The organism is Aeromonas sp. ANP5 (genome assembly GCF_963870295.1).
Classification (GTDB): Bacteria; Pseudomonadota; Gammaproteobacteria; order Enterobacterales; family Aeromonadaceae; genus Aeromonas; species Aeromonas veronii.
In genome coordinates this window covers 189,887-216,121 of sequence record NZ_CAWMRY010000001.1, presented here as the reverse complement: position 1 = coordinate 216,121, position 26,235 = coordinate 189,887, and the positions used below count along the sequence as shown (strand labels likewise).

Below are 26,235 nucleotides of genomic sequence, written 5' to 3'. Positions count from 1 at the left end.
GATGGCGGCATTCGAATACAAGGCCCTCGACAACAAGGGGCGCAGCAAGAGCGGCGTGATGGAGGGGGATTCCGCCCGTCAGGTACGCCAGTTGCTGCGCGAGCAGGGGCTCACTCCCCTCGAGGTGAACGAGACCACCGAGAAGGCGAAACGGGAAGCGACCCGCTTCGCCCTGTTTCGGCGCGGTGCCAGCACTGCCGAGCTGGCCCTTATCACTCGCCAGCTGGCCACTCTGGTGGGCGCCGGTCTCACCATCGAAGAGGCACTCAAGGCAGTGGCCGAGCAGTGCGAAAAGGCGCACTTGCGCTCTCTGGTGGCAACCGTGCGCAGCAAGGTGGTGGAAGGCTATTCGCTGGCCGACTCGCTGGGGGCTTTTCCCCATGTGTTCGACCAGCTGTTTCGCTCCATGGTGGCGGCCGGTGAAAAATCGGGCCATCTGGAAAAAGTGCTCAACCGCCTCGCCGACTACACCGAGCAGCGCCAGCATATGCGCACCAAGCTGCTGCAGGCGATGATCTACCCCATCGTGCTCACCTGTGTCGCCATCGGGGTTATCTCGATCCTGCTTACCGCCGTGGTACCCAAGGTGGTGGCCCAGTTTGAACACATGGGCCAGCAGCTGCCGGGCACCACCCGCTTTCTCATCGGCACCAGCGAACTGATGCAGGCCTACGGCCTCTGGTTCCTGCTGCTGATCTTCCTTGGCAGCTTTGTCTGGCGCTGGTGGCTCACTGATGAAAAACGCCGCCGACGCTGGCATCAGGTGCTGCTCGGTCTGCCGGTGATTGGCCGGGTCAGTCGCGGTCTCAACACCGCCCGCTTCGCCCGTACTTTAAGCATCCTCAACGCCAGCGCGGTGCCGCTGCTGGAGGGGATGAAGATCTCCGGCGAAGTGCTCTCCAACGACTTTGCCAGAATGCGCATTCTCGAGGCCGCCGAACGGGTGCGCGAGGGGACCAGTCTGCGCAAGTCGCTGACCGAGACCAAGATTTTCCCGCCCATGATGCTGCACATGATCGCCTCCGGCGAGCAGAGCGGCGAGCTCGACAGCATGCTGGAGCGGGCGGCAGACAACCAGGATCGGGAGTTTGAATCCCAGGTCAATATCGCCCTCGGGGTGTTCGAACCCATGCTGGTGGTCTCCATGGCCGGGGTGGTGCTGTTTATCGTGATGTCGATCCTGCAGCCGATCCTCGAGCTCAACAATATGGTGAATATGTAATTTTCCGGTGTTCGGTGGCGCCGCTGGCGGCCCGTCGAACCCACCCAGTGATCACTCTCTGATGGGCTATGCCATCTCATTCGTTACGGAGCAACTCATGAACAAACGTCGTCAATCCGGTTTTACCCTGCTGGAAGTCATGGTGGTCATCGTGATCCTCGGCATTCTGGCCAGTCTGGTGGTGCCCAACCTGATGGGCAACAAGGAGAAGGCTGACCAGCAGAAAGCGGTCTCCGATATCGTGGCGCTGGAAAACGCCCTCGACATGTACAAGCTGGACAACAACCGCTACCCGACCACCGAACAGGGTCTGGACGCGCTGGTGACCAAGCCTTCTATCGATCCGGCACCGCGCAGCTACCGCGATGGCGGCTACATCAAGCGCCTGCCGCAAGATCCCTGGGGCAACCCGTACCAGCTGCTGAGCCCGGGCCAGTTCGGCAAGATCGACATCTTCTCCATGGGTCTGGATGGCGAAGCCGGTACCGATGACGACATCGGCAACTGGAACCTTAAGGATTTCCAATAAGTGATGTGCCGCCACCGCACTCCTTGTGAGCTGACTGCATGAAGCGGTCTCTCTCCTTTCATCGCCAATCCGGCTTTACCCTGCTGGAAGTGTTGCTGGTCGCCATGCTGATGGGGCTGGTGGCCACCGCCGTCACCCTCAGCATGGGTGGCGCCAGGGGGGATCGGGAGCTGGACAAGCAGGCGCGTCGCCTGATGGCGACCCTGCAGCTGGCGCAGGAGTATGCGGTGATGGATGGTCGGCTGGTTGGTATTCGCATCGAGGATAACGGCTGGCAGTTTATGCAGCGTCAGGCCAAGGATCGCAAGTGGCTGGCCCTGACTGGCGACAAGCAGCTGGGGCCGGTGCAACTGGCCGAGAACATGACGCTGGCGCTGGAGCTGGAAGGCTTTGGCTGGCAGCCGGACTCCGACGAGAAAACCGAACAGAAGCGCGACGAGAAGGAGCGCACGCCGCAGCTACTGATCTTCCCGGGCGGCGAACTGAGCCCGTTCGTGCTCACCTTCACCCAGCAGGATGACGATGCCCGCTACACCCGCATCGTCAAGGGGGACGAGTTCGGCCGCCTCACCCTGCTCACCGGCGATGAAGATGAAGAGGTGAGCGAATGAACGCTCGCGGCATGACGTTGTTTGAGAAAGGAGTCATGGTGGCGCTACTGCTGTGCCAACCACACCCTCAACAGGTGGCACGATGAACGCCCGGGGCATGACCTTACTCGAAGTGATGGTGGCACTGGCAGTCTTTGCCATCGCGGGTCTCGCGGTAATAAAAACCGCCAGCGAACACCTCTCGGCCCTCAACTATCTGGAGCAGAAGACACTCGCCACCTGGGTGGTAGAAAATCAGCTGGTGCAACAGAAGCTCGAGAACAAGTGGCCCGGCGACAGCTGGGTGGAAGGGGATGAGCAGATGGCTGGCAGCACCTGGTACTGGCGCTATCGCGGCGTCGCCACCGCCGACAACAACTTCCGGGCGCTCGATATGGAAGTGCGTACCGAGGCCAAGGCCGAGAACCCGGTCGCCATGATGCGGACCTATATCAGCCGATGACCCAGCTATCCGCCCGCACGCCTCGCCCCGTCCGTCACGCCGGTTTTACCCTGCTCGAAATGCTGGTGGCGATCGCCATCTTCGCCACTCTCAGCATGGGCGCCTATCAGGTGCTGCAGGGGGTGCTCACCAGTGACGAGGTGGCCAAGCGCAAGGAGGCTCGCCTCAACGAATTGCAGCTCGCCTTCACCCTGCTGGAGCGAGACATCACCCAGATGGTGCCGCGCAGCGGTCGCATTGAGGGGGAGAGCAACAAGGTGCTGCTGGCGGCCTCCCGGTTCGGCCAGCAGAGCGATGACTGGGGCATGGCCTTTATGCGCAGCGGCTGGCTCAACCCGGACGGCATGCTGCCCCGCTCCCATCTGCAGCGGGTCGGCTGGCGTCTCAAGGATCAGAAGCTGGAGCGCCTGAGCTACCTCTATCCGGATCCGGTGATCGGTACCGAGCCACGCATCCAGCCGGTGCTGACGGGGGTCACGGCGTTTCGCCTCTACTTCTTCGACAAGGGCAACTGGAAAGAGGAGTGGAGCCAGCGCAGCGTGCTGCCCCACGGGCTGGCGGTAGAGCTGGATCTGGAAGATTACGGCACCATTCGCCGTCAGTTCCTGATTGGCGCCGGTGGCCAGCGCGCCGAAGAGAACAGCCAGAGCAGCAACCCCGACCAAGGGGGTGGCAGCAACAGCAACGGGAACAGTGGCGGCAACGGCAATACCAATAGCGGTAATGGTGACAACCAGAACGGAGGGGGCGCCAATGCGGGCTAATCTCGCCGCCCCCGGTCGCCAGCGCGGCATGGCGCTGCTGGTGGTGCTGCTGATCCTCTCGGTGATGGTGATCATCGCCAGCAATATGAGCGGCCGCCTGCAGCTTGAGCTGCGCCGCACCGCCAACATCACCACAGGCAAACAGGCATGGTGGTATGCCCTCTCGGCAGAGGCGCTGGTGAGCAAGGTGCTGACGCAGGATTTCAAGGACAACCCCGAGGTGGTCAACCTCAGCCAGAACTGGGCCCGCAAGAACACTGTATTTCCGGTGGACGATGGCCAGCTCAAAGGCGAGGTGACCGACCTGCAATCCTGCTTCAACCTCAACAGCCTGAGCGTGGCCTCCAAGGCGGGGAGCGGCGAGGAGCTGGCGCAGCAGCCCTATCCGGTGCAGGTGTTTCGCGAACTGCTCAAGCAGCTGGCGATGGATGATTACGAGGCGGCCCAGCTCACCGATGCCATCCGTGACTGGACCGACAAGGATACGGTGCTGGTCTCCAGCCTTGGCGCAGAGGACGCCTATTACGAGGGGCTCAAGCCACCCTATCTGACCGCCAATCAGTGGATGCTGGGCAAGGATGAGCTGAGGGCGGTGCGCGGGGTGACGGCCAGGGTCTATGCCAAGCTGGCCCCCTATGTCTGCACCCTGCCCAACGACAAGTTGAAGATCAATATCAATACCCTTGCCCCCCAGCGCCCCGAGCTGCTGGTCGCCCTTTATCTGGGCACTATCGGGCTGGATGACGCCAAGCGAGTACTGAACGAGCGGCCACAGAAGGGGTGGAAAGAGAGCAAGCTGATGACAGACATGCTCGCTCCGGTCGATGCGGTGAAAGGGCTGAAAGAGGCGCTGGTGGTCAAGAGCGACTTCTTCGAAGCCCGAGTCGTGGCCGAGGTCGGCGACAACCGGGCCTGGCTCGAAACCCTGTTCCAGCGGGGCAAGGACAATAAACTGGTGATGCTGCGCCGGCTCAGTAGCGGCGCCGAATAAACAGCGCACCTGCAGGCCATCGCCTGCGGGTACGAGAGATGTTGGATGCAGCCTGCGGGCTGCGCACCGGTTGCCAGGGCGCACAACGCCCTTTGCAAACCGGTATCGCAGGAGAGAGATGCGTGAGCGAAAGTCTGGTCATCCGACTGGGGACCAATAAACAACAACCCGTGGCCTGGCTGGTCTGGTCCGGTCAGGAGCAGGAGATCATCGCCTCCGGCACCCTGCCCTCGGCCGATGCTCTGGGCGAGCTGCAGGAGCGGGCCGGTGGCCGCCCCGTGGTCACGCTAGTGCCGGGCAGCGATCTGATCTTCCGGCGCGTCACCCTGCCGGGTCGCTACAACCGCCAGTCGGCGGCGGCCCTCCCCTACCTGCTGGAGGAGCAGATCGCCTCCGATGTGGACGAGCTCCATCTGGTGGTGCTGGCCCACGAAGGGCAACAGGTCGACCTGATGGCGGTGGATCGGCAGAAGATGGGCGAGTGGCTCGGCTGGCTCGATGCCGCTGGCCTCAAAAGCCTGCAACTGCTGCCCGATGTGCTGGCGCTGCCACAGGCCGCGGATGGCTGGTCAGCCCTGCAACTCGGCAGCGAGTGGCTGGTACGCCAGGGCCCCAGTCAGGGGATCGTAGCCGACGAGCCGCTGCTGGCTATCTTGCTGGCAACCGAAGCGGAGCCGGTCACCATCCACAGCCACACCCCGGTGCCCGCCATTGCCGCCGCCAACTGGCTGGCGGCGGAGCCCGAGCTACCCATGCTGCTGCTGGCCAAGGGGGCCCTCACCTGCAGGGCCAACCTGCTGATCGGCCCCTACCGACCGCAGACCGAATATGCCCGCTACTGGTTGCAGTGGCGCAAGGTAGTCATCACCGCGGGTCTGTTGCTGCTGGTGGCCCTCGGCCAGCGCGGGGTACAGCTCTATCAGCTCACCGAGCAGGACAAGGCGCTGAAAGCGGAGATCCGCGCCGTCTATACCCGCATCTTCCCGGGTGAGAGCCGCATCGTGAACGTACGCAGCCAGATGAACCAGCATCTGCAACAGATGGGACAAGCCCCGCAAAACGGCGTACTGCTGATGCTCACCGAGCTGGCCCCCACCTTTGCCGAAGTCCCCGGTCTGAAACCACAGGTGATGCGCTTTGATGCCAGTCGCCGCGAGCTGAGGCTGCAGGTGACCGCTCCCGGCTTTGCCGAGATCGAGCGGTTCCGCGAGCTGGCTGGCAAGCAATTCGAGGTACAGCAAGGCGAGGTGCGCAGCACCGAGGGCAAGGTAGAGGGCGCACTGGTGCTCAAGGGTAAATCATCATGATGGAAAAATTGCAGGGCTGGTGGCACGGCATCACAGCACGGGAACAGCGGCTGGTGGTCGCAGGCGGCGTTCTGCTGCTGGTCGGTCTCTTCTATTGGAGCGTCTGGCAGCCCATCGCCAACCGCATCGCAGAGCGGGAGCGGCAGGTGCAAAACCAGCAGCAGACCCTCGCCTGGCTCAAGGAGAAGGGGGAAGAGGTGCTGGCCATGCAGGGTGGCTCGGGTCGCCAGATCGATACCAGCGGCACCCTTGAAGGGGTGGTCAACCGCACCGCCTTCAACCACAAGATCAAGATTGCCCGGCTGCAACCCCAGGCGCAGGAGCTGCAAGTGTGGATCGACACGGTCCAGTTCGATGACTTGCTGCTCTGGCTCTCCACGCTGGTGGAGCAGCACGGCATTCAGGTTCAAATCATCGAGATCGCCCGCGAGGATCTGGCCCCGGGTCTGGTCAAGGTCAGACGTTTGCAGTTGAGTCGTCCACAATGAAAAAACGCATCCTGATTGCCAGCCTGTTTCTGGCAGCCTATCTGCTCTTCCTGCTGGCCACCCTGCCCGCGGCACTGGTGGCTCGCCATCTGCCGCTGCCTGCCAACGTTGCCAACCTGCTGAAACTGGAAGGGGTGAGCGGCACCCTCTGGAGTGGCCAGATTACCCGACTGCAATATGCCAGCGAATCGGTGAACCAGCTGCGCTGGGATCTCAACGGCTGGTCGCTGCTGCGCTTCGCCCCCGAAGTGGCCATTCGCTTTGGCGATCGCAACGGCCTCAATGGTCAGGGCGTTGTCGGCTGGAATGGCGCCGCCTTCGGCCGGGATCTGACCCTCAACGCCCCCGCCCCCTGGCTGCTGAGCCGGGTGCCGATGCGCCTGCCGATCCCGCTCACCGTCAGCGGCCAGCTGCAGCTCAAAGTGGAGCAATTTGCCCAGGGCAACCCCTGGTGTGACAACCTCTACGGCAACCTCGACTGGTACAACGCCAGCGCCGATACCCCGGCGGGCAAGCTGGATCTGGCCGACCCCGAGCTGAAACTCACCTGCCTCGACTCCAAGCTGGTGGCCGAACTCAAGCAGGGCTCCGATGCGGTGCAGACCATGGGTCGCCTCGAGCTGCAACCCAATGGCCAATACCTGTTCCAGGGCACCCTGAAGCCGGGCCCGGCACTGCCACCACAGATGCAGCAAGGGCTCCCCTTCCTCGGCCAGCCCGACAGTCAGGGCCGCTTCCCCCTGCGCTATCAGGGGCGGATCTAACCCCTGCTGCGACAAGGCCACGGAGTATTTCCGGGGCCTTTATCCGCTAATAACCTGCTCCTGTTACCAATATTTGCTTATCTCTCGGCGCAACGCTTCTGCGGTTGCCTGTCCGCTTTCCGATGCCAGTGCCCGTCCGGCGATAAAGGTCTTGGCCCTAATCCCTTCAAACAGGTGGATATCTTCCGGCACTATACCGCCGGTGATCGACAGCTCCAGCCCCAGCTCGGAGAGTGCCCGCATCTTGCTCAAATCAGCCTGCGTCCAGCTGACCCCGGCCAACTCGGCATCCCGCGAGCGGTGATAGATAGCCTGGGTGATCCCCATATCGGCCCACTGTTTGGCATCATCCAGCGTCCAGTTGCCATAGATCTCTATCTGGATCTCCCCACCAAACTCGTCCGCGACTTTCTTGCATGCAGCAATGGTAGCGACATGTGCGGCGGCCGATACCGTGATCCAGTCAGCTCCGGCCGAGAAGGCCATGCGAGCCAGAATGGCACCACCATCTGTGGTCTTCATATCACACACGATAATGTGATCAGGATGACGCTCGCGCATGGTGCGTACCGCAGACATGCCTTCCGCAAAGGCCAGAATAGTGCCGACCTCGATCACCTCGACATAACCGGCAACGCGATCGGCAATATCCACGGCGGTAGCAAGATCGGTAGAATCCAGAGCAATCTGTAACATTGGTTTGGTCATACTATATTTCCTCAATTTAAAACCTTGGCTTAATTGATTGGCCCATTGATTTAAAGTCGATAAAGGGCTGCAACCTGATGTCACTAATATAGATAGATGGGTAATTTAAATAATGGGCCAACTAATTAACACTGGCCGTAATAGGCATTCTCACCATGCTTTCTGAAGTAGTGTTTATCAGACAACTCCTGCGTAATATGGATGGCCGGGTTCAACGCTCTGGTTGCCAGCGCCATGGTAGCGACCTCCTCCAGCACCAGCGCATTGTGCACCGCATCCACCGCATTCTTGCCCCAACAGAAGGGGGCATGACCGGTGATGACCACGCCAGGCAAGGCCTGCGGATCCAGATCCCGTCGCTGAAATTCTTCGACAATGACCTTGCCGGTATTTTTTTCATAATCAATGCGGATTTCATCTTCAGTCAGCGGACGGGTGCAGGGAATATCGCCATAGAAATAATCGGCATGGGTGGTACCCAAGGCGGGAATATCCATTCCTGCTTGCGCCCAAATAGTGCCATGACGGGAATGGGTGTGCACAATACCGGAAATACCTTTAAACGCTTTATATAAAACCAGATGGGTTGCGGTATCACTGGACGGGGATAAATGCCCATCGACGATCTGGCCTTCCAAATCAACCACCACGATATCGTCAACAGTCATATTGTCGTAAGAGACCCCCGATGGCTTGATGGCCACCACGCCCAGGCTGCGATCAATCTGGGATACATTGCCCCAAGTCAGGGTAACCAGACCGTATCGGGGCAACAGCAGGTTGGCCTCCAATACCGCCTCTTTCAATGAGTTGTACATTTCGTTCTCCTGGGCCCCTTGCGGGGCCGCGTTGGGTGCCTCAGACCACTTGCGCCAGCGCCTGATCAATGACGTTGAATACATCTGCTGTGCTCTGGCACGCTCGCAGCTTGTCGAGGTTGATCCCGCTCTCGCTGCATTCATCCTCCAGCACCTGAGTCACCTCCATCAGTCCCTCCATGTGTTCATCCGAGGTACTGCCCGCCAGCGTTACCAGCACGTCCACCGGCTCCTCTTCCCCTTCAAATTTCACCGGCGTAGTCAGGGTGACCAGTGCAAACGCCGTGCGATTGACTCCATCCTCCGGCCTTGCATGGGGCATCGCGAACTGGGGGGCAATCACGATATAGGGCCCCATCTTTTCAATGCTGCCGATGATCGCATCGTGGTAACGCGGCTCCACGGCGCCGGAGCGGATCAGCATGTCAGTACCCAGCTTGATGGCGCTGCGCCAGTCGCTGGCGGCCGAGTTGAGCAATACAGAGTTGTTTTCCATCAGCGATTGTTTGAATTTCATCTTGTTCTCCTTGCCCGCTGCCGAGTGCAGCGAGGATCATCGGCTTAATTTGCAAAGTTGTTCTTGATGATGCCCAGCAGTTCATCACCAAACGAATTGGGGTTGAGCATGTTCTGCACGCCCAGCACGAATTTGCCCTCACCGGGGCTCATCTCGCCGGCCAGATGCTTGGAAGAGACGATGATGTCGGTGGTCTGCAGCTTGGTTTTGTAATCAGCAACGGCGCAGGAGTCCATGACATGGGGCACGCCACGCTGTTCGAGAAACTTGCCGATCTTCATCTTCATCATCATGGAGGAACCCTGACCGTTGCCGCATACCGCCAGGATCCGCACTGCATGCCCCCCTTTGGCACTCTCGACTGGCGAGGCTGGCAGATCGGCCGCGTCTTCTGCCACGGCAGCACTCGGGACAGCCATATCCTCTTCCATCCGCAGGGTGCGGGAAGCGAAGTACATATAAAGCCCGGCACCGGCCAGCAATACCACGAAGAACAGGGAAGAGAAGGAGAGTCCCTGCATGATCACCGGGAACACCAGCGCCCAGTCAGCCATCCCCATCCAGCCATTGAAGCTGGTGCCATTGACCGCGAACAGGTGGATTGCCCAGGCAGAGCCCAGCACCTCGATGATCCCCATCACGAAGCAGATCTTCATCACTGCGCGCCAGCCGCCAAAGTGGTTGGCGAACACCCCTATGGTGGCGTTGGAGAAGAACATGGGAATGAAGCCCGGGATAATCATGATGGGCGCCTGGAATGCCAGCAGGGCAAGCACAGCAAGGAACTGACCGATAGCCCCCCACATGAAGCCAAAGACCATGGCATTCGGCGAGTAGGCGTAGATAGCGGCGCAATCGATTGCCAGGACGGCGTTGGGAATGACCCGTTCGGAGATCCCCTTGAAGGCCTCGGAGAGTTCGGCAACGAACATCCGCACCCCCACCACGATGACCTGAATGGCGACCGCAAACTTGAGACCGGTTTCGAGAATGTAGATGGACCAGTGAGTCTGACCCGCCATCTGTTGCAGATTATCAAGGCCAAACGAGAGCAGGATGATACCGAAGAAGATGGTCATCACGATGGCGGTCGCCGTGATGCTGTCGTGGAAGATGTGCAGCCACTTTGGCAGCTTCAGGTGATCGACGCTCTCTTCTTTATTGCCCAGTTTCGGAGCCACCTTGGTGGCAATCCAGGAAGCAACCTGTTGCTGGTGGCCGATGGAGAACCCCGCCCCACCTGTCACTTCCTGAGTCGGCTTGAACATGATGTTGGAGGAGATCCCCCAATAGAGCGCCATGATGACGGAGGAATAGAGGATGGTTTCCCACATCGAGGCCCCCATCACCATATAGAAGACCGCGATCAGACCTACCTGCTGAAACATGATGTGGCCGGTCAGCATGATGGTGCGGATCCCGGTATAACGCCGCAGCAACACCAGCAGAATATTGAGGGCGAGGGCCAGCAATACCGCATATCCGACCCAGGAGTAGTTCTCTCCCATGGTTTCCATGGTCGCCATCATGGTGGTGTAGGGATCAATCACTGAACCGGTGAGGTGATGATATTCCGCAATCTTGTCCACCACCGGCTTGAAACCGGCCACCAGCGTACTGGCGCCCACCTGCACCAGCATGAAACCGACGATGGTCTTCACGGTGCCCTTGACGACCGTCGTGCCATCCTGCTTGAGCAACAGGTAGCCAATACAGGTCACCAGCCCCAACAGCAGGGGTGCCTTGGTCATCACCTGACTGTAAAAGATGTAAAAAGCGTTGTAGAGGGTTTCCATATTTATGCTCCGTCCAGATGAGGACAACTCATTGCTATTGGATTGGTGCAGACATCTCACCATTCATATGGGCATTGCTTTACCTGACGCCCCGCGAGCAGATTCAACTGCCACCACTCACTATCAAATTCAAAATAATCATACATAATCACGTCGTGATTTATTGTGATGAAGATCGAGGTCGGGAGAATCTCTTTTTTCCACCATCTGGATGTAAAACTTCGGTTAAAAGGGCACTCAAAGCTGCATAAAAGGATTCAAAGAATCCCTATAAATAGACAAAAAACAAGTAAACCCAATAAATACAATCACTTAAAAATGTACTCACCTCTTGATTGTGATATGCCGCAATTAATCTCACAAAACAATCACCACAATCATTGATAATCACAAATGTGAGTAATATAGTCATAACCAATCAAAGCAAATCACTGACTCGCAACCATGCAAGTCATGTCATCACCCGATGAATCACCACTGTGTGAACCATCCAAATCAGAAAGGTATGTGAGATGAGCAAGATTGAAGAAATCACCCGTGAATCGTGGATCCTCAGCACCTTCCCCGAGTGGGGCACCTGGCTGAATGAAGAGATTGAGCAGGAAGAGGTCAAACCGAATACCTTCGCCATGTGGTGGCTGGGTTGCACCGGTATCTGGCTGAAGTCTGCCGGCAATACCAACATCTCCATCGACTTCTGGTGCGGCACGGGCAAGCGAACCCATGGTAATCCCTACATGAACAAGCAGCACCAGATGATGCGGATGGGGGGCGTACGCAAGCTGCAACCCAACCTGAGAACCTCACCTTTCGTGCTCGATCCGTTCGGGATTAAAGATATCGATGCAGTGCTCGCTACCCACGATCATGCCGACCATATCGACGTCAATGTGGCGGCTGCCGTGCTGCAAAACTGTGGTGAGCATGTGAAGTTCATCGGCCCGAAAGCCTGTGTCGACCTCTGGTTGCGCTGGGGGGTGCCTGCCGAGCGTTGCGTGGTGGCCCGCGTAGGTGACGAGATCCCGGTGGGCGATATCGTGATCCAGGTACTCGATGCCTTTGACCGTACCGCGCTGGTCACCCTGCCGGCGGGGGTCTCCTCCACCGACAAGAGCATTCTGGATGGCATGGATGATCGGGCAGTGAACTATCTGGTCAAGACATCCGGGGGCAACCTCTACCACTCGGGTGATTCTCACTACTCCAACTACTACGCCAAGCATGGCAATGACTACCAGATAGATGTGGCGCTGCTCTCTTATGGCGAGAACCCGCGCGGCGTGACCGACAAGATGACCTCATCAGACATCTTGCGGGCCGGGGAGTCCCTCAACACCAAAGTGGTGATCCCGTTCCACCACGATATCTGGGCCAACTTCCAAAGCGATCCCCGCGAGATCGAAGTGCTCTGGAACATGAAAAAAGATCGCCTCGGCTATCGCTTCAGCCCCTTCTTCTGGCAAGTCGGTGGCAAATACACCTTCCCGACCGACCAGAGCAAGCTGCACTACCAGCACCCGCGCGGGTTCGATGACATCTTCATCGACGAGCCGGAGCTGCCTTACAAATCTTTCCTGTAAGCACGACCTGTCAGACGCCGGGTAATACGAGGGAGGGTGATGGAGATGAGCCAGCAAGGCGTCATCTCAATCACCCCCTCTATTGCCCCCACCTCACCGGATAACAAGAAGATCAGACGATGCGCTATCACGCCCTGGCCCTCGATCTCGATGGCACCACCCTGACCAGTGCTCACACCATCATGCCGGCCGTCAAAGAGGCCATTATGAGGATCAAGGAGCAGGCCACCGTCATGCTGGTCACCGGCAGACACCACACAGCCGCCCACCCCTATCACCACGAACTGGGGCTGACCACTCCCATCATCTGCTGCAACGGCACCTACGTTTACGACTACGACCGGCGCGCCGTGCTGGCAGAGAACGCCATTCCCCATGAACTGGCACAACGCTTTATCGCGCTGGCAAGGGAGCACCGACTCAACCTCGTCATGTATGTCACTGACCGCATGGTCTACTCCGCTCATCAGCCGGTGCGCTACGTGGCGGCCCTGCAGCAGTGGGCCAGCGGCTTTGCACCGCCGATCCAGCCGCAGGTAGCCAGTGTTGACTCGTTTGAAGATGAGCTGGCCAACAGCAGCCATGTCTGGAAGTTCGTGGCCGAGGGAGAGATCACCGCCATTCAGGCCTTCTCACATCACCCCTGGGTACGCGAACACTTCAGTGGCGAGCAGTCATGGGCCAATCGGGTTGATTTTGCCCGCCGCGGCAACAGCAAGGGAGCGCGACTGCAGGATTATCTGGACCAGCAAGGGATCAGCCCGGCGCGACTGGTCGCCATCGGCGACAACCACAACGACGCCTCCATGCTCTGCCTCGCAGGGATGGGCATCGCCATGGCCAATGCCGAGCAGGAGGTCAAACAGATGGCCAACCGGGTCACCCGCGAGAGCAACGACGAGGGCGGGATCCTCGAGGTATTGAACCGCTATTTCCCTATCTGAATGCAGGAGCTTGTATGCACCACTTTGACCATGCCTTACGCCTCGGCCTTTATGAAAAAGCCATGCCCTCTGCACTGGAGTGGCAAGAGAAAATTTTGTCGGCCAAGGAGCTTGGCTTTGATTTCATCGAGATATCCATTGATGAATCAGATGAAAAACTGCAACGGCTCGACTGGTCAGATAGCGAAATCTATCGGCTCAGACGCCTGTGCGAGCAGCACAGCTTACCGCTGCACTCCATGTGCCTGAGCGCCCATCGCCGCTTTCCGTTTGGTTCGCAGGATCCGGCCATCCGCAAGCAGGCGGCCATCATCATGGAAAAAGCGATCAATCTGGCGTACAAGCTCGGCATTCGCTGCATCCAGCTGGCGGGCTACGACGTCTATTACGAACCGCAAAGCAACGAGACCCACCGCCACTTCATCGACGGGATGAAGGCGGCAGCCAAAATGGCGGAACGGGCAGGCATCATGCTGGGTGTGGAGATCATGGATACCCCCTATCTCAACTCCCTCAGCAAATTCGAGGTGCTGAAAAAGCAGATCCCCTCCCCCTACTTTATGGCCTATCCGGATGTCGGCAATATCACCGGCTGGAACTATGACATCTGCACCGAGCTGCAACTGAGTGCGAACCATATCGTGCAGATCCACCTCAAAGACACCCGCAAGGTAACGGCAGATTGCAGCGGGCAGTTCCGTGATCTGGTCATTGGCGAGGGAGAGGTCGACTTTGCAGCCATTTTCCACACGCTGGCAAAAATCGGTTACAACGGCCCCCTGGTGCTGGAGATGTGGGCCAAGGATGAAGAGTGGGCCAGCAAGCTGAAAACGGCCAAGGGGCGACTGGTCGAACACGCTCGGCAAGCCGGTCTGGCAATCGCCTGAAGGCTCATTATCAGAAGAGTTAACAAGGTTGCTGTCATCCACACCTATGCGCGATATAATCACCACCCAATCAGATTCAATCATCATTAGGCATGATATGACAGAAGCACATCGCCATAACGCCATTTTGGAACTGCTCAATCAGAAACGTCATCTGTCGGTCAACAGCATAATGCAAGCCTTTGATATCTCTCCGGCCACCGCGCGCCGCGATATCAACAAGCTCAATGACTCCGGCAAGCTGCGCAAGGTGCGCAACGGGGCCGAAGCCCTGATGCAGGCCAGAAAGGCCCACTGGTCTCCGCTCGACAGCAATGAAAGCCTCAATCACAGCGAAAAGGTGCGCATCGCCCAGGCGGCAGCAGCCCTGATCAAACCGGGGGAAAGCGCGGTCATCAACTGTGGCTCCACCGCCTTCGTGCTGGGTCAGGAGATCTGCGGGCAGGATGTTCAGGTCATCACCAACTACTTCCCGCTCGCCAACTACCTGATCGAGAATGACCATGACGGCGTAGTGATCATCGGGGGTCAATACAACAAGTCACAATCCATCACCCTGGCACCGCAGGACGAGATCTCCTCCCTCTATGCCGGGCACTGGATGTTTACCAGCGGCAAGGGTGTCACCGCGGATGGTCTCTACAAGATGGATATGCTGACCGCCATGGCGGAGCAGAAGATGCTCAACCACGTCGGCCGGCTGGTGGTACTGGCTGACAGCAGCAAGGTGGGACAGCGGGCAGGCATGCTGTTTTGCGCCGCCAGCAAGATCGACATTCTGATCACCGGCAAGGATGCGGATAAAGAGGTTATCGAGCAGATCAAAGCCAGAGATGTGCAGGTCATTCTGGTCTAGGACATAAAGTGCCGGGGCGCTTTGTCGGCGCCTTCTTTCAAGACCATTTTCGGCCAGAAACCGTAGATACAAAAAAGCCCAAGCGATTGAATCACTTGGGCTTTCTCTTTGAATATGGCGGAGGAGGTGGGATTTGAACCCACGGATGGTCGCCCATCGCCGGTTTTCAAGACCGGTGCATTCAGCCGCTCTGCCACCCCTCCGAACGGCGTGCATACTACGCTAAGCCCTTGTTCATATGCAATACATATTTCCTGTGGGATAGTGTGCGGGAGCAAAATGGCAGGTGGCTTGAAATTGTTCCTCGTCATCCCTATTTGTTCTACATACAATGCGTAAACATGCAGTAACAAACAGCGATCACGAGGCGGCTGCTCGCCGTCTCACCCGGACATCAAGAGGACACCCAAGATGGATACCCGTTCTATCTACACTGGCACCCAAAGTGCCGTACGCGATACCAACAAGGTACTGCGTAACACCTATATGCTGCTCTCCCTCACTCTGGGCTTCTCTGCCGTGGTGGCGGGGGTCGCTACCGTGATGAACATGCCGCCGCTGCACTGGGCCGTGTTCCTGATCGGTGTCTACGGTCTGATGTTCCTGACCGAGAAGAATCGCAACAACGGCATGGGGCTGGTTTTCACCTTCGCCCTGACCGGTCTGCTGGGCTATAGCTTGGGCCCCATCATCAACATGTACATGAACAATGGTGGTGGCGAGATCGTGATGACCGCCCTTGGCGGCACCGCGCTCACCTTCTTCGGTCTGTCGGCCTATGCCCTGACTACCAAGCGTGACCTCTCTTTCATCGGCGGCATGCTGTTCGTCGGTTTCTGGGTACTGCTGGTGGCCATGATTGCCAACATCTTCCTGCAGATGAGCGCCCTGAGCCTGGCGCTGTCCGCCATGTTCATGCTCTTCTCCTCCGGGGCCATCCTGCTGACTACCCAGCAGATCGTGCGCGGCGGCGAGACCAACTACATCTCCGCCACCGTCACCCTGTATGTCTCCATCTACAACATCTTCCTGAGCTTGCTGAGCCTGCTTGGCGGCAACCGCAACTAATCAGAAACCCCGCTTCGGCGGGGTTTTTATTGGCGCCGATTTTTGTCAGGATAAGTTGTAAATCAAGGATATGAAGCGAAGTGGCCCTGATTTGGATCAGGGCCACTTCGCGCTTGGCGGGTTACTATCTCGCTCTCCTTTCGATCAAGGGTTTCACCTGTCTCATGCCGATGGATCTCTCTGGCCTGCTGCGCCGACTGCTGACCGATAGTCACATCTACTTCGCTCTCAAGGTGCTGCTGGCCATTCTCGGTCTGCTCGCCTTCACCCTGGCCACCGGCAATATCCAGCTCACCGTGCTGCTCTCCCTCGGGGTCGTGGCGGGCGCCATCGCCGAAACCGACGACAGCCTGTGGGGACGGCTCAAAAATCTCGCCATGACGCTGATTTGTTTCATGTTTGCGTCCCTGTGCGTGCAGTATCTCTACCCCACCCCCTGGCTGTTTGCCATCGGGCTGGCCAGCTCCACCTTTATCTTCGTGATGGTGGGGGCGCTCGGCGCCCGCTATGCCACCATCAGTTTTGGCTCCCTGCTCATCGCCATCTACACCATGCTGGGTGCCGCCAAGGCGCCGGATCTCTTCTACCAGCCGCTGGCGCTCGGCGCGGGTGCCCTCTGGTACGGGCTGGTCTCGTTTATCTGGCTCTGGCTGCTGCCCTACAAAACCCTGCACGAGCAACTGGCCCAGAGCTACTTCGCCCTTGGTCGCTACCTGCTGGAGAAATCCCGCTTCTTCCCGGCGGACGAGCACGGCGCCCAGGCCATTCGCCACAATCTGGCCCAGCTCAACATCAATCTGGTGAGCGCGCTGACCCTCACCAAATCGGCCCTCAACGCCCGCCTGAGCCGCCGCCATCCGGCCAGCCCCGAGCTTGCCAGCCTGCTGCGCCTCTATCTGCTGGCGCTGGAAATTCACGAACGCGCCACCTCCAGCCACTACCCCTACAGCCGGCTGGAAGCGGAGCTCAAGCAGGGCATCGTACTGGAAGGGTTTCAGGAGGTGTTCCTGCAACTCTCCGAGGCGTGCCAGCGGCTCGGTTACGCCATTCTGGTGCACAAGCCCTACACCCATAACAAGCGCATCCACTGGACGCTGGAGGCCCTTGGCGATCAGCTGGAGTTCACAAATCTCAAACAGCACTACCCGAAAACCCTGCTGACGCCGATGAAGTTCCTGCGCCGCAATCTGGCCAGCATCAACCAGCTGCTGGGCAGCGCCGAAGTGCTGCAAAACCCCGAGCAGCCGGAGCAGGAGCTGCCCGCGCTGGCGCGCCCGCCCCGCCTGCCGCTGCTGGCCCAGCTCAAGCAGCACCTCACCTTGCACTCCATGGTGTTTCGCCATGCGCTGCGTTTGTCACTCGGGCTGGTGATCGGCTACGGCATACTGCAAGCCTTTGATCTGGAGAAGGGCTACTGGATTTTGCTGACCGTGCTGTTTGTCTGCCAGCCCAGTTACAGCGCCACCCGCCGCCGACTGGTGCAGCGGATGCTCGGCACCTTCGCAGGTATTCTGGTGGGTATTCCGGTGCTCTGGCTCTTCCCCGAGCTGCACGTTCAGCTGGTGGTGATGGGTCTGGCCGCCTTCCTGTTTTTCACCCAGGTGCGCAACAACTACAGCGCCGCGGTCTGCTTTATCACGCTCTACGTGCTGATGGCGTTCAACCTGCTTGATGGCATCGGCTTTGCCATTCTGGGGCCACGGCTGCTCGATACCCTGCTCGGCTGCCTGATCTCCTACGGGCTGGTGGCCTGGCTCTGGCCGGACTGGCAATACAAGCGGCTGCCGACGCTTATCGCCAACTCGCTCTCGGCCAACGCCCGCTACCTCTCGGCGGTGCTGGCAAGCCTCAAGCAGCAGCGGGACGAATCCATCGACTATCGGGTGGCGCGCAAGAGCGCCCATCTGGCGGACAGCGAGCTGGCTACCGCCTGGCAGAGCATGCTGGTGGAGCCGCAAAAGCGCCGTCGCTTCCTCGATCTCTGCTTTACCCTCACCTGGCGCAACCACGCCCTGCTCTCCTACATCTCGGCGCTGGGGGCCCATCGCGACAAGCTGGAGGCCATCAGCGGGCTGGATGAGGTGCGCCACCACATCTGCCACACCCTGGAGCAGGCCGCCGGTCATCTGGCGGGCAACCCCTCCAGCTCCATCGGTGGTCAGAGCCCCCTTCTTTGCACGGACAGCAGTGCAGACAGCAGCGAGGAGCAGCTGATGCTGACCCAGCAGCTCAACCTGATCAGCGAGCTGGCGGATCAGCTGCTGCATCTGGCCAACGAGAGCCGGTTGCTCACCGGGGATCAAGGCGCTACCATGCCCGCCCAATCCTGATAGCCCCATTAGCGAGGAGCCCTCATGTCTGCGTCCGAAAAACATCAGCTGGAATTCAACGGCCAACTCATCGAGACCGATGCCAAGGGCTACCTGCTCAACAGCAACGACTGGAGCGAGGAGCTGGCGCTGGTGCTGGCTGCGCAGGAGGGGATCACGCTTGAGGAGCCGCACTGGGAAGTGGTGCGCTTTGTGCGCGCCTTCTATCTGGAGTTCAACACCTCCCCCGCCATCCGCGCACTGGTCAAGGCGATGGAGAAGCAGTACGGCCCCGAGAAGGGCAATAGCCGCTACCTCTACAAGCTGTTCCCGGAAGGCCCAGCCAAGCAGGCGACCAAGATTGGCGGCCTGCCCAAGCCGGTGAAGTGCATCTGATCCCATGCATCTCATCCCATAACAACGGGGGGCCGCAACTGCGGCCCCCCGTTGTTTTTGATGCGCCTTCCCCGCGCAACGCGCATTCATGTCACGCCCACTTCCAGCCAGCCTTAACTCCGCTTGTCAGCCAGCGCCACCAGCTGCTCCGCCAGCCGGTGGCCGTGCAGGTAGGAGGCGATCAACTCGCTATCCGCCTTGCCCGATTCAATCTGCTGATACCAGTGCTCCAGCATGGCAGCAAAGCCGCGCTGGGCCAGCACCGGCTGCCAGTCGTTGGGGCTAAGCATCTGCGCCTGTTTGTCGCGGGCGATGATGCCGCGGGTGCAGTTCTCAAGGTGCAGAGAGAGGTTGTCGCCGTAGGCATCGATGCGCTCCTCGGTGATCCCGGCGCTGCGGTTCATGCTGCCGCTGATGGCGCGATCCCCGCTCTGCCAGCTGACGCTGACCCCGGCCAACAGGCTGTTGTCCTTCATATCTGGTCGCAAGACCGCATGGAAGTCCCCCTGTGGCACGCCGCCATAGAAGCAGAGGCTGTCGAGCACATGGATAAAGTCGTCGAACATAAAATCCCGCGCCTTGCCCGGCAGGGCGAAGCGGTGCTTTTGCCAGTTAAGCTCGGTGAGCGGCTGGGCCCGCGCCTCGGCCATGGCGGGCAGATAGCGGCGGTTAAAGCCGGTAAAGAGGGCGCAATCCTGCGCGATGGCGAGGTTGGCCAGCGCCTCTGCTTCGGCCAGATTGTCGCACAGGGGCTTGTCGACAAAGGTGGGGATCCCTGCGTGCAGGCACTGCTCGGCCAGCTGGCGGTGAACGGCGGTGGCGGCATGGATCATCACGGCGTCGGGGCGACTGGCCAGCATGGCCGCCACATCGGTAAAGCACTCAGCGACCCGATACTGGCGGGCCAGCTTTTCCAGCACTGCTGGATTGCGGGTGCAGAGCAGCGGGGTGACCCGCTCGTCGCTCGCCAGCAGCGGCAGATAGGCTTTCTGGGCGATATCCCCCAGACCAATCATGGCAATGCGCATCTCAACTCCTTTTCACTCGATAACGGGACAAGCGGATAACTGCCCGCACCATCGCAGGATTTCTCCCGCAGATCCAGCCTGCCGTTAGCGCGCTGGCTGGTGGCGGCCGCTCTGTGCAAACGGCGGCGTTATCCGGGCATGGCAAGATCGCTGACCGACTTGATTACATCAGCCAGCCACTCGATGGCGAGATTGCCCTGGCTTTTGCGGTGTCTGCCGACCACCACCTCGAACGGCTGCGGCGCCCCGGCCAGCTCCAGCACACGAAAATCCCCAAGGGCGGCGATGGCCGACGGGATGCAGGCCGCTACGTCATTGACCGACATAAAGGCTTGCAGCGAGGTGTAACAGGGGAGCGTCGCCACCGCCGCGCTGGCAACCTGCTGCGGGCTCATCTGCCCTTCGAAATTGCCGACGCTGTTGGCGAACTGCACAAAGGGGATGGCCGCCAGATCCTGCGGGGCGTTGTCCGGAAGATATCGGGAGTCGCGGCGCAGCACGCAGCAGTAGTGATCCCGGCGCAGGGTGGCGCGCAGCAACCCCGGGTCGAGATAGGCATCAAAGCCAATCACCAGATCGACCTCTCCGCTGGCCAGCGCCTCCAGATGCAGCTCGGCCTGAAAGTCCACCACATCGAGCCGGATGGAGGGCGCTTGAGTGCGCAGGGCGCTCGCCAGCCTTGGGATAATGGCGAGCTGGGCATATTCGTTCGCCATCACCCTGAAGGTGCGCTCGCTGCTGGCGGGATCAAAGGGGGCAGTCACAAAGACCCCGTCGATATCGGCCAGGATCTGCTCGAACCTGGCGGCCAGATCGCAGGCGTAATCGGTGGGCTGCAACCCGGCGCTCTGGCGGATAAAGAGCTCGGCGGGAAAGAGATCGCGCAGCTTTTTCAAATGGCTGCTCACCCCCTGTTGGGAGATCTCCAGCAGCTCGGCCACCCGCGACACACTCTTGTATCTCACCAGCAGCACTAGCACCCGCATCTGCCTGATATCGATCTTTTCCACCCTTACCTCACCAATTTCAGTTGTATCACATACAAATCACCCATGATTTACATTGTATCAGTGGCTCTCTAACCTTGCAGCTCTTCCAGCAAAGCGAGGTTAACGATGAAAACTGTCATTCTGATTGGTGCTCAGGGGAAAATGGGGCAAGCCGCCCTCAGTGGTCTGGGCAAGCACAAGGTGATCACCGCCAGCCGCTCCGGCGAGGGATGTGATTTTCAGGTGGATATCACCAGCAGAGAATCCATCGAGCGACTCTACCAAAACGTGGGCTCCTTCGATGCGGTGGTCAATACCGCAGGATTTTGCGAATACGCCCCCTTTGGCGAGATGAGCGACGAGCAGTGGCAAACCACCATCCAGAGCAAGCTGATGGGGCAGATAAATCTGGTCAATATCGGCCTCAACTACATCAATCAGGGGGGCTCCTTCACCCTGATCTCCGGCATCCTCAATATCAAGCCGATCCCGCTGGCCATTGCCGATGCCACCACCAGCGGCGCCATAGATACCTTTGTCCAGTGCGTGGCCCACGAGCTGCCCCGCGGCATCCGCATCAATGTGGTCAACCCGACCGTACTGGAAGAGGCGTGGGACGTATATGGCGAGATGATGCCGGGCTTCCAGCCGGTGCCGGGCGCCCTGGTCGGCAAGGCGTTTGAGCGCTCCGTCGATGGCTTTATTAGCGGTCAGGTGCTCTATGTCGATGCCTGATCCGGTTCAGGTGTGACCCCAATGCCGTTGTAATTCCTTGTCGATGTTTTTCCTCTTCCCCGAAAGCGCCCTGCTCTCGGGGCTTTTTGTATGACGGGGGCAAAGCCACACAGAAGATAGAAAAAAAGGAAGGAAGTAGAAACTTCCTTCCTTTTGGCTTGCGCTGCGGCCTGTGACTCAGTTGATCTTGCCCATTTCAACGGCAAAGCTGGTCGCCAGCTGGGCAAACTTGAGAGCATGGCCAGCCGAGGGATCCGAGTTTTGCAACGTATCCTGCGCCGTGTGGATCCTGGGGTTGTATTCGCTAAAACGTGACTCGAACGGCATGGCGGCGGGGTAGCCCTGATTGTGCCAGGAGGCGTGATCCGAGCAACCATAGCCACAGCTGTCATAGCCATAGCTGACTTGCGGCAAGTAGGCATCGATCAGCTGGGTGAGGTAGCCGGTCAGCCCCTTGTCGGTGTAGTCGGTCATAAAGACGATGTCGTTCGCCGAGCCCTTGTAGTTGGTCATGTCCAGCTGGAGCGCGGCCAATACCTTGGTGTTGGCCGCCTTGTAGCGGCTGGCGATATCCTTGGAGCCCCGCAAGCCCACCTCCTCTGCCGCATAGCCGATAAATTGCAAGGTGCGCTCCGGCTGGCGGCCCTGCTCGGCGATGACCCGCAGCACCTCGGTCAGGGTGGCGATACCGGAGGCGTCATCATCGGCACCGGGGGCCAGTGTCTTGCTGTTGGGGGCCGAGCCTGCGGTGGAGTCGAGATGGCCACCGAGCACCACCACCTCGTCCGGATAGCGGCTTCCCTTGAGGGTCAGCACCACGGATTGTTGCGGGTAGCCGCTATGTTTGACCCGGCTGACGCTGGCCCATGGCAAGGTGCTGCCGAGGCTCTGCCACTGGCTGGCCACCCAGTCGGCGGATTGCGTGCCAGTGGGGGTGGTGTAGTAGCGGTTGCGCCAGCCGGACAGCTTGCTGATGGTGCTGGCGATATTGCCTTGATCCAGATGAGGCAGCAGCCGGTTGACACTGGCCCCCTGGGTCAATGGCGGTGCGCTGAACAGGTTTTGGCTAAGGGGCTGGGCCATGCTCTGCAGCGCATCTGCCAGGGTCGTGTGCACCACATAGCCACCGCAACGCTGGTGCCCTTCGTGCATCAGATGCGAGAGGGAGCCAAGCTCGCTTGCCTCAATCTGGGCCAGCTGGATAGGCGCCCCGCTGGCACTGAACAGGGGAGAGAGCTTGGCATTGACCTGCTTGAGCTCAACCCCGCTATCGGCCCCAATCGTGATCCACACGGGTGCCCCCGCCTGAACGGCAAGGGGAATCAGGGGGAGCAAGAGGGCTGCAGTCATCGCTTTCATGTCGGATCCTTCCGGTTATGGTTAACAGTGAACAGCCTTGGCAGGCCTCATAAGAATACCAACCTAGTCTAGGCACCCACTGCTGTCAAAAAGGCGGATGTCTCGAAAAAGGGCGCTTATTAGCAGCCAAGTACTCTATGTCGATGCCTGCTCCGGTTCAGGTGTGGCCCCAATGCCTTTGTAATGCCTTGTCGATGTTTTTCCTCTTCCCCGAAAGCGCCAGCTCTCGGGGCTTTTTGTATGGTGGGGGGCAGAACAGCAGCAGAACGGGTTTCGTATTGAACCCATTTTGGCTAACATGCCGCACTTCACGAAGCGACAAGGGCAAGGACGCGATGAGCAACAAGACACTGCAATCCCTCTTTCACTACAAACGCTGGGCCGATGGCGAACTGCTGGATGCGATCGCCACGCTCGATGCGCAGCAATATGGCGAGGCCCACCACACCTGCCTCAGGATCTTCAACCATATCCATGTGGTCGATGCCATCTTCAAGGCCAATCTGCTGGGGGAACGCCACGGCTTTACCGCCACCAATACCCCGGAGACACCGACCCTCACCGCCCTGCGCAGCGCAGTTACCAAGCTGGATAACTGGCTGGTGGATTACGTCGCGTCGCTGAGCCCGCAAGAGGGTGCAACCCCGCTCTCGTTTCGCTTTGTCGATGGTGACAAGGGGCAGATGAGCCGCGATGAAATGCTGCTCCATCTGGTAACTCATGGTGGCTATCACAGGGGAGCCATCGGGCGGATTCTGGTGCAGTGCGGCATCACGCCGCCGCGCGATACCCTGACCACCTTTTTGCATCGCAGCGAACCGGAGCGACGTGGCCAAGATAGCGCGTCACTGGCGCAATAACGGAGTCTTGTCCTTATGAATCGTCTTGTATGTATTTCTCATCCGCTGCTGCTCGCGCTGCCATTGCTGCTAGGTGGCTGCGCCGCCGCCATCGATCACTATTCGGGGCGCTTTCGCGAGACCCTGACACAGGGACAACCCCGAGAACATATCCGTGCCGAGTTGGGCGAACCGCAGCCTTGTACACAAGGCCAATATATGGATACGCCGCAGGTCAAGGGCTGCGATCGCTTTACCGTGCTCGGCAAGATCCACAAGCGCGCTGACGGCAATGGCCAGGCCACGGCGAGCGCCGTGACATTGGGGCTGGGGGAGCTGATCCTGGTGCCGATGACAGTAGCCGGGGTCGCGGCGGACTACACCCAGCGCCACACCATTACCGTCTATTACGATCGGGACGATCACTACCTGTTTCACACCCTGCAGAACGCCAAGGGGCAGGAGGTAAGACAATAAGCCCCCATCCCAAATGCGCTCACTGACCACTCACCCGTGACCGGCGCAGTGGTTGGGTGAGCCTCTATTGCCCTCCCTATAGCCATCCTCTGCCCCTCCCCTTGCTTACTGCTTTATCAGAAGTCATCAGCCTGTCATCTGGCTGACATCCCGCGGTCATTTTCAAACCATAGAGTTTTTCACTTATTTTTCATATGGATAGATAAGGAACATCATGACTTTCCCGCGCTCTTCTTATGTGGCTTTGGCCGTCTCGCTGGTCTTGCTTGGCGGCTGCCAGTCAGAGAACGAATCGTCTGCCGACAGCCAGGGCAAAACCGCCTACCAATACAGCACCAAAGCGGTCTACAACCCGCAGCAGCAGGCGGAGAGCTACGAGCCAGCGCCGCAGGGGTTCAGCCCGGTCTTTACCGAGATGGTGGCGCGCCACGGCTCGCGCTCCCTCTCCAGCCCGAAATATGACGTGCTGACCAAGCTGGTCTGGGAAGAGGCGCAGCGTCAGGGGGCGCTCACCCCACTCGGGCAGGGGCTGGGAGGCAAGGTCGATCTGGTGACGGCCGCCAACCAGAAACTGGGCTATGGCCTGCTCTCGGCGCTGGGCAAGGAGGAGCACGCCAATCTCGCCACCCGGCTGGCGGCGCGGCTGCCGACCCTGCTCAACAGCAGCGAGCCCCACTGCATCAAGGTGGTCACCTCGGGCAAGGACAGGGCCAACGAAAGCGCCTTCTACTTTATGGAGAGTCTCAAGCGCGACGTGAGCTATGTCAGCGACTCGGCGCAGTGCTACCTCACGCAGGATGACCCCTCGAAGATCGACAAAAAGCTGGTCAACAAGTTCGAGCTCTACTTCCACAAGACCACCCCCGAGGGGGATTACGCCCGCTACCTGCCCGCCTATGAGAGCTACCAGCGCTTTATCGGCGACGAAGATGCCGCAATCGCCCCGGCCCCCGAGCTGGCCAGGGCGCTGGATCAGCTTAAAAACCTGAGCAAGACCAAAGAGATGGCCCGCAGCATGCTGGAGCGTATCTACAGCAAGGGCTTTGTCGACTATCTGGCGGGCGGCGTCGAGTTTGTCGCCATCAACCCGGAAGATGGCGGCATGACCTACGTGCGCGACGAGGTGGATGCGGCCCTGATGCTCTACAACCTCTTTATCATCGGCCCCGGCATGATCCGCGAAGCGCAGGCACAGGGCAGCGAACCCTGGGCGCTGGAGCAGTTCCTCACCCCGGAGGAGTCTGCCTGGTTCTCCTACCTCTCCGATGCGGAAGATTTCTACGAAAAGGGGCCGAGCTTTGCCAACCAGAGCGCCCCCTACGCCATTGCCCAGCCACTGCTCGACGGCCTGTTTGGTGAGGTGCAGCGTCAGGTGGTGGAAGGCGAGCAGAGCCGACGGGCCACCCTGCGCTTTGCCCACGCCGAAGCCATTATCCCCCTCGCCGCCCTGATGAAGCTGGAAGGGAGCCGTCAGGGGGCCAGCGTGGTTCAGTTGTTCAGCCAGCAGAACAACGAGTGGCGCGGCGGCTGGGTCTCCCCCTATACCGCCAATATTCAGTGGGATATCTACCAGAACGGGCAGCGGCAGGTGCTGGTCAAGATGCTCTACAACGAAAAAGAGATCGCCTTTAAAACGGGCTGCCAGCCCTACCAAAGCGGCAGCCACTACTACGACTTCGAGGAGCTCAAGCGCTGCTACGGCTATCACGGCTAGCCCCTCGCACGCCGGATATGGCAATCACAAGGGGCGACCAGCGGGTCGCCCCAATCCACTCCCCTTCCCTGCTTGCCAGAGATCAATATGGCTATAA

26 protein-coding genes, 1 tRNA gene and 1 pseudogene are annotated in these 26,235 nt (G+C 59.5%); 20 read left to right on the top strand and 8 right to left on the bottom strand.

The window, feature by feature from the left end; translation table 11 throughout:
- Position 1: 1 nt before the first annotated feature.
- The 9 genes and pseudogenes from exeF to exeN all read left to right on the top strand — a co-directional run bounded on the left by exeF (position 2) and on the right by exeN (position 7,118).
- Positions 2 to 1,222 carry a GspF family T2SS innner membrane protein variant ExeF gene (gene exeF / locus AACT07_RS00950; protein WP_005338296.1) on the top strand — a complete coding sequence of 407 codons (1,221 nt, stop codon included), beginning with the start codon at positions 2 to 4 and terminating at the stop codon, positions 1,220 to 1,222.
- Positions 1,223 to 1,319: 97 nt separating this feature from the next.
- Positions 1,320 to 1,751 carry a GspG family T2SS major pseudopilin variant ExeG gene (gene exeG / locus AACT07_RS00945; RefSeq protein ID WP_005338297.1) on the top strand — a complete coding sequence of 144 codons (432 nt, stop codon included), beginning with the start codon at positions 1,320 to 1,322 and terminating at the stop codon, positions 1,749 to 1,751.
- A 38-nt stretch (positions 1,752 to 1,789) separates the two neighbouring features.
- The gene (gene exeH / locus AACT07_RS00940; protein ID WP_005350046.1) at positions 1,790 to 2,362 is read left to right on the top strand and encodes a GspH family T2SS minor pseudopilin variant ExeH; all 573 of its coding nucleotides are present in this window, start codon (positions 1,790 to 1,792) and stop codon (positions 2,360 to 2,362) included.
- An 82-nt stretch (positions 2,363 to 2,444) separates the two neighbouring features.
- Positions 2,445 to 2,804: a GspI family T2SS minor pseudopilin variant ExeI gene (exeI, locus tag AACT07_RS00935; protein WP_069526324.1), complete on the top strand. Its 360-nt coding sequence runs from the start codon at positions 2,445 to 2,447 to the stop codon at positions 2,802 to 2,804.
- Positions 2,801 to 3,448, top strand: a pseudogene (gene gspJ / locus AACT07_RS00930) (type II secretion system minor pseudopilin GspJ); the annotation flags it as partial. The gene exeI and the pseudogene gspJ, both read left to right, overlap by 4 nt.
- A gap of 109 nt (positions 3,449 to 3,557) precedes the next feature.
- Positions 3,558 to 4,559, top strand: a complete 1,002-nt coding sequence (gene exeK / locus AACT07_RS00925; RefSeq protein WP_005359007.1) for a GspK family T2SS minor pseudopilin variant ExeK — start codon at positions 3,558 to 3,560, stop codon at positions 4,557 to 4,559.
- A gap of 122 nt (positions 4,560 to 4,681) precedes the next feature.
- Positions 4,682 to 5,866: a GspL family type II secretion system protein ExeL gene (exeL, locus tag AACT07_RS00920; RefSeq protein ID WP_069526322.1), complete on the top strand. Its 1,185-nt coding sequence runs from the start codon at positions 4,682 to 4,684 to the stop codon at positions 5,864 to 5,866.
- On the top strand, positions 5,863 to 6,354 hold the full coding sequence (exeM, locus tag AACT07_RS00915) for a GspM family type II secretion system protein ExeM (RefSeq protein WP_069526321.1): 492 nt from the start codon (positions 5,863 to 5,865) through the stop codon (positions 6,352 to 6,354). Before exeL ends, exeM begins: the two co-directional genes overlap by 4 nt.
- Complete coding sequence (gene exeN / locus AACT07_RS00910) at positions 6,351 to 7,118, top strand: GspN family type II secretion system protein ExeN (protein ID WP_069526320.1); 768 nt, start codon at positions 6,351 to 6,353, stop codon at positions 7,116 to 7,118. Before exeM ends, exeN begins: the two co-directional genes overlap by 4 nt.
- A gap of 63 nt (positions 7,119 to 7,181) precedes the next feature.
- Here the strand turns inward: exeN and AACT07_RS00905 are convergent, their stop codons facing one another.
- The 4 genes from AACT07_RS00905 to AACT07_RS00890 all read right to left on the bottom strand — a co-directional run bounded on the left by AACT07_RS00905 (position 7,182) and on the right by AACT07_RS00890 (position 10,957).
- The gene (locus AACT07_RS00905) at positions 7,182 to 7,826 is read right to left on the bottom strand and encodes a 3-keto-L-gulonate-6-phosphate decarboxylase UlaD (RefSeq protein WP_064338471.1); all 645 of its coding nucleotides are present in this window, start codon (positions 7,824 to 7,826) and stop codon (positions 7,182 to 7,184) included.
- A gap of 125 nt (positions 7,827 to 7,951) precedes the next feature.
- A complete protein-coding gene (locus AACT07_RS00900; protein WP_069526319.1) occupies positions 7,952 to 8,644 on the bottom strand; it encodes an L-ribulose-5-phosphate 4-epimerase in 693 nt (230 codons plus the stop codon).
- 40 nt (positions 8,645 to 8,684) lie between these two features.
- Entirely contained in the window at positions 8,685 to 9,161 is a 477-nt protein-coding gene (locus tag AACT07_RS00895; RefSeq protein ID WP_042083631.1) for a PTS sugar transporter subunit IIA, read from the bottom strand.
- Between the two features lie 44 nt (positions 9,162 to 9,205).
- Positions 9,206 to 10,957, bottom strand: a complete 1,752-nt coding sequence (locus AACT07_RS00890; RefSeq protein ID WP_069526318.1) for a PTS ascorbate-specific subunit IIBC — start codon at positions 10,955 to 10,957, stop codon at positions 9,206 to 9,208.
- A gap of 512 nt (positions 10,958 to 11,469) precedes the next feature.
- Between AACT07_RS00890 and ulaG the strand changes: the two genes are divergently transcribed.
- From ulaG to ulaR, 4 genes are all read left to right on the top strand, one after another.
- Positions 11,470 to 12,537: an L-ascorbate 6-phosphate lactonase gene (ulaG, locus tag AACT07_RS00885; protein ID WP_021229099.1), complete on the top strand. Its 1,068-nt coding sequence runs from the start codon at positions 11,470 to 11,472 to the stop codon at positions 12,535 to 12,537.
- A 119-nt stretch (positions 12,538 to 12,656) separates the two neighbouring features.
- A complete protein-coding gene (locus AACT07_RS00880) occupies positions 12,657 to 13,481 on the top strand; it encodes a Cof-type HAD-IIB family hydrolase (RefSeq protein WP_069526317.1) in 825 nt (274 codons plus the stop codon).
- Between the two features lie 14 nt (positions 13,482 to 13,495).
- Positions 13,496 to 14,368, top strand: a complete 873-nt coding sequence (locus tag AACT07_RS00875; protein WP_069526316.1) for an L-ribulose-5-phosphate 3-epimerase — start codon at positions 13,496 to 13,498, stop codon at positions 14,366 to 14,368.
- A 97-nt stretch (positions 14,369 to 14,465) separates the two neighbouring features.
- Positions 14,466 to 15,224 carry an HTH-type transcriptional regulator UlaR gene (gene ulaR, locus AACT07_RS00870; RefSeq protein WP_069526315.1) on the top strand — a complete coding sequence of 253 codons (759 nt, stop codon included), beginning with the start codon at positions 14,466 to 14,468 and terminating at the stop codon, positions 15,222 to 15,224.
- A gap of 115 nt (positions 15,225 to 15,339) precedes the next feature.
- Here the strand turns inward: ulaR and AACT07_RS00865 are convergent.
- A tRNA-Ser gene (locus tag AACT07_RS00865) sits at positions 15,340 to 15,427 on the bottom strand.
- A gap of 208 nt (positions 15,428 to 15,635) precedes the next feature.
- On the opposite strand from AACT07_RS00865, the gene AACT07_RS00860 reads away from it, so the two are divergent.
- The 3 genes from AACT07_RS00860 to AACT07_RS00850 all read left to right on the top strand — a co-directional run bounded on the left by AACT07_RS00860 (position 15,636) and on the right by AACT07_RS00850 (position 18,997).
- Positions 15,636 to 16,292 carry a Bax inhibitor-1/YccA family protein gene (locus tag AACT07_RS00860; protein ID WP_005338308.1) on the top strand — a complete coding sequence of 219 codons (657 nt, stop codon included), beginning with the start codon at positions 15,636 to 15,638 and terminating at the stop codon, positions 16,290 to 16,292.
- 164 nt (positions 16,293 to 16,456) lie between these two features.
- Complete coding sequence (gene yccS, locus AACT07_RS00855) at positions 16,457 to 18,622, top strand: YccS family putative transporter (protein ID WP_069526360.1); 2,166 nt, start codon at positions 16,457 to 16,459, stop codon at positions 18,620 to 18,622.
- 24 nt (positions 18,623 to 18,646) lie between these two features.
- Positions 18,647 to 18,997, top strand: coding sequence for a TusE/DsrC/DsvC family sulfur relay protein (locus AACT07_RS00850; RefSeq protein WP_019446869.1), 351 nt, complete (start codon positions 18,647 to 18,649; stop codon positions 18,995 to 18,997).
- A gap of 113 nt (positions 18,998 to 19,110) precedes the next feature.
- Here AACT07_RS00850 and AACT07_RS00845 read toward each other — a convergent pair whose 3' ends face one another.
- Positions 19,111 to 20,025 (bottom strand): Gfo/Idh/MocA family protein, encoded by a 915-nt coding sequence (locus AACT07_RS00845; RefSeq protein ID WP_069526314.1) that lies wholly within the window; start codon positions 20,023 to 20,025, stop codon positions 19,111 to 19,113.
- 128 nt (positions 20,026 to 20,153) lie between these two features.
- Complete coding sequence (locus tag AACT07_RS00840; protein ID WP_069526313.1) at positions 20,154 to 21,035, bottom strand: LysR family transcriptional regulator; 882 nt, start codon at positions 21,033 to 21,035, stop codon at positions 20,154 to 20,156.
- 105 nt (positions 21,036 to 21,140) lie between these two features.
- On the opposite strand from AACT07_RS00840, the gene AACT07_RS00835 reads away from it, so the two are divergent.
- The gene (locus tag AACT07_RS00835) at positions 21,141 to 21,749 is read left to right on the top strand and encodes a short chain dehydrogenase (RefSeq protein WP_005347588.1); all 609 of its coding nucleotides are present in this window, start codon (positions 21,141 to 21,143) and stop codon (positions 21,747 to 21,749) included.
- A gap of 177 nt (positions 21,750 to 21,926) precedes the next feature.
- Here the strand turns inward: AACT07_RS00835 and AACT07_RS00830 are convergent, their stop codons facing one another.
- Positions 21,927 to 23,108 (bottom strand): M28 family metallopeptidase, encoded by a 1,182-nt coding sequence (locus AACT07_RS00830; protein ID WP_069526312.1) that lies wholly within the window; start codon positions 23,106 to 23,108, stop codon positions 21,927 to 21,929.
- Positions 23,109 to 23,443: 335 nt separating this feature from the next.
- On the opposite strand from AACT07_RS00830, the gene AACT07_RS00825 reads away from it, so the two are divergent.
- The 3 genes from AACT07_RS00825 to AACT07_RS00815 all read left to right on the top strand — a co-directional run bounded on the left by AACT07_RS00825 (position 23,444) and on the right by AACT07_RS00815 (position 26,138).
- Entirely contained in the window at positions 23,444 to 23,968 is a 525-nt protein-coding gene (locus AACT07_RS00825) for a DinB family protein (RefSeq protein WP_069526311.1), read from the top strand.
- Between the two features lie 15 nt (positions 23,969 to 23,983).
- Entirely contained in the window at positions 23,984 to 24,424 is a 441-nt protein-coding gene (locus tag AACT07_RS00820; RefSeq protein ID WP_021229110.1) for a hypothetical protein, read from the top strand.
- 214 nt (positions 24,425 to 24,638) lie between these two features.
- The gene (locus tag AACT07_RS00815) at positions 24,639 to 26,138 is read left to right on the top strand and encodes a histidine-type phosphatase (protein WP_069526310.1); all 1,500 of its coding nucleotides are present in this window, start codon (positions 24,639 to 24,641) and stop codon (positions 26,136 to 26,138) included.
- The last annotated feature ends 97 nt before the right edge of the window (positions 26,139 to 26,235 follow it).